General features: G+C 70.6%; 3 protein-coding genes. All 3 read left to right on the top strand.

What is annotated here, in order from left to right; translation table 11 throughout:
• Positions 1 to 143: 143 nt before the first annotated feature.
• Positions 144 to 1,493 carry an NADH-quinone oxidoreductase subunit NuoH gene (gene nuoH, locus ND748_RS29050; RefSeq protein ID WP_251749381.1) on the top strand — a complete coding sequence of 450 codons (1,350 nt, stop codon included), beginning with the start codon at positions 144 to 146 and terminating at the stop codon, positions 1,491 to 1,493.
• A 3-nt stretch (positions 1,494 to 1,496) separates the two neighbouring features.
• Positions 1,497 to 2,183 carry an NADH-quinone oxidoreductase subunit NuoI gene (nuoI, locus tag ND748_RS29045; protein WP_251749380.1) on the top strand — a complete coding sequence of 229 codons (687 nt, stop codon included), beginning with the start codon at positions 1,497 to 1,499 and terminating at the stop codon, positions 2,181 to 2,183.
• Positions 2,180 to 3,041: NADH-quinone oxidoreductase subunit J (locus tag ND748_RS29040; RefSeq protein ID WP_251749379.1), on the top strand; the 862-nt coding region annotated here is incomplete at its 3' end. The genes nuoI and ND748_RS29040, both read left to right, overlap by 4 nt.

Below are 3,041 nucleotides of genomic sequence, written 5' to 3'. Positions count from 1 at the left end.
GGCGGGGGGCGGGTGTGCGGGGTCCTGTTGGGGGGCCTGGTGTGGTGGCTGTTCGCGGGCGCGCTGTTGCTGCTGCTCGGCGGGCTGGGGGTGTCCAGGCCGGCGCCGCGCACGGTCGGCGACGAGCCTGCCGGCGGCCGGCCATGAGCGCCGCCGCCTCCGCGCTCGTGTACGCCGCCCCGGTGGACCCGGACCTGTCCGGCTTCGGCGCCGACCCGTTCTGGCTGATCCTGCTCAAGGGGGTGGGGGTCTTCGCCTTCCTGCTGCTGATGACGCTGTTCTCGATCGTGTTCGAGCGCAAGGTCGTCGCGAAGATGCAGCAGCGGGTCGGGCCGAACCGGCACGGCCCGAGGGGCTGGCTGCAGAGCCTCGCCGACGGCGCCAAGCTGATGCTCAAGGAAGACCTGATCCCGGCCCTCGCCGACAAGCCGATCTTCATTCTGGCGCCGATCCTCTCGGCGGTCCCGGCGTTCCTCGCCTTCGCCGTCATCCCGTTCGGCCCGGAGGTCTCGATCTTCGGCGAGCGCACCACACTTCAGCTCGCGGACCTGCCCGTCAGCGTGCTCTACATGCTCGCCGCGGCCTCGCTCGGGGTGTACGGACTGATCCTGTCCGGCTGGTCGAGCGGGTCGACCTACCCGCTGCTCGGCTCGCTGCGCTCGGCGGCCCAGATCATCTCCTACGAGGTGGCGATGGGTCTGTCGTTCGTCGCGGTGTTCATCTACGCGGGCACGCTGTCGACGTCCGGGATCGTGGAGAGCCAGTCGGGGCGCTGGTACATCGCGCTGTTGCCGTCCTTCGTCCTGTACTGCATCTCGATGGTCGGGGAGACGAACCGGACCCCCTTCGACCTGCCCGAGGCCGAGGGTGAGCTGGTCGGCGGCTTCCACACCGAGTACAGCTCGATCAAGTTCGCGTTCTTCTTCCTCGCCGAGTACATCAACATGGTCACCGTCTCGGCGATCGCGACCACGCTGTTCCTCGGTGGCTGGCAGCCGCCGCCGATTCCGGGCCTGTCCGGTCTCGACCACGGCTGGGTGCCGTTGATCTGGTTCGTCCTGAAGCTGCTGCTGTTCCTGTTCTTCTTCATCTGGCTGCGCGGGACGCTGCCCCGGCTGCGCTACGACCAGTTCATGGCGTTCGGCTGGAAGGTGCTGATCCCGGTCGGCCTGCTGTGGGTCCTGGTCATCGCGACCTTCCGCGTCTACCAGAAGGACGTCGACGACCGCACGCCGTGGCTGATCGGCGTCGGAGTGGTCATCGGCGTCATGCTGATCATCGCGCTGCTCGATCCGGGTGGCGCGAGGCACCAGCGGGAGCTGGAGGAGGCCGAGCACCGCAAGCTCGCGCAGGCGCCGAGCCTCGAAAGCATCCCGTGGCCGCCCCCGCCACCGGGCGGCGCGCACCACCGCCCGGCGGTGCCCGCGGGTACCTCGGCCAACGGGTCGTCCACCGTCATCCCCGCGGACCCCCCTCCGCATCAGGAGAGCTGAGTCATGGGCTTCTTCGACCCCTACAAGGGCTTCGGCGTCACCTTCTCGACGATGTTCAAGAAGCCGACGACGGAGCAGTACCCGGAGCAGAAGAAGGAGACCGCGCCCCGGTTCCACGGCCGACACCAGCTCAACCGCCATCCGGACGGGCTGGAGAAGTGCGTCGGCTGCGAGCTGTGCGCGTGGGCCTGCCCCGCCGACGCCATCTACGTCGAGGGCGCCGACAACACCGAGTCCGAGCGCTACTCGCCGGGGGAGCGGTACGGCAGCGTCTACCAGATCAACTACCTGCGCTGCATCCTGTGCGGGCTGTGCATCGAGGCCTGCCCGACCCGGGCACTGACGATGTCGAACGACTACGAGCTCGCCGACGACAACCGCCGGGATCTGATCTTCACGAAGGAGCAGCTCCTCGCTCCGCTGGACGCCGGCATGGAGGCGCCGCCGCACCCGATGCGGCTCGGCTCCAGCGAGACCGACTACTACGTGCGCGACCCCGACGCGCCGCTGCCCTGGCAGATGACCGACGACCAGCGCGCGGCCGACGACCGTGCCGCCGAAGACCGTGCCGCCGAAGACCGTGCCGCCGAAGACCGTGCCGCCGACGTGATCGACCGGCGCACGGCCGGCGAACACTCCCGGGCCGACGAGGTGCCCGCGCACGGCGCCGGGTCGGAGCGGCCGCGATGACTCACGAGACCCTGCTCGCCGCCGCGGGCGAGATCACCAGCACCTCCACCGGCGAGGCCGCGGTGTTCTGGATCCTGGCGCCGATAGCGGTGCTGGCGGCGGTCGGGATGGTGCTGGTCCGCAGCGCCGTGCACTGTGCGCTGCTGCTGGTGGCGAACCTGTTCTGCGTCGCGGTGTTCTACATGGTCCAGCAGGCGCCGTTCCTCGGCTTCGTGCAGATCATCGTCTACGCGGGCGCGATCATGGTGCTGTTCCTGTTCGTGCTCATGCTCGTCGGTGTCGACTCGTCGGACTCGCTGGTGGAGACCATCCGCGGCCAGCGGCTCGGCGCGGCGATCTTCGGGCTCGGCTTCGCCGGGCTGCTGGTCTTCCCGATCGGCTCGGCCATCGACGGCGGCAGCGCCAAGGGCCTCGACGCGGCCAACAAGGGCGGCAACGTCCAGGCGATCGGCCGGCTGCTGTTCACCAACTACGTCTTCGTCTTCGAGGCGGTCTCGGCGCTGCTCGTCGTCGCCGCGATCGGGACGATGGTGCTCGGCCACCGCGAGCGCGAGGGCGGCCGGGTCGACCAGCGGGAGTGGATGCGCCGCCGGTTCACCGAGGCCGGCCGCCAGCTCACCCCGCTGCCCGGACCGGGCGTCTTCGCCCGCCATGACTCGGCCGACACCCTCGGCCTGCTGCCCGGCGGCGGCCGCGCCTCCGGGATCGGCGGCATCCCCGCCATCCCCGGGGCCGTTGACGAGCCGGCCGCCGCGGACCTCCCCGGCGGCCGGGTGGCGGTGGACACCCCGGACACCCCGGACACCCCGGACACCCCGGACACCCCGGACACCCCGGACACCCCGGACACCCCGGACA

This window comes from Frankia sp. AiPs1, assembly GCF_023716945.1.
GTDB lineage: Bacteria > Actinomycetota > Actinomycetes > Frankiales > Frankiaceae > Frankia.
This window is presented reverse-complemented; position numbering and strand designations above follow the sequence as displayed.

Bases quoted from the DNA above. Each gene is read 5' to 3' on its own strand.
- nuoH (WP_251749381.1), top strand. From the start codon at position 144: ATGAGCGCCGCCGCCTCCGCGCTCGTGTACGCCGCCCCGGTGGACCCG.
- nuoI (WP_251749380.1), top strand. From the start codon at position 1,497: ATGGGCTTCTTCGACCCCTACAAGGGCTTCGGCGTCACCTTCTCGACG.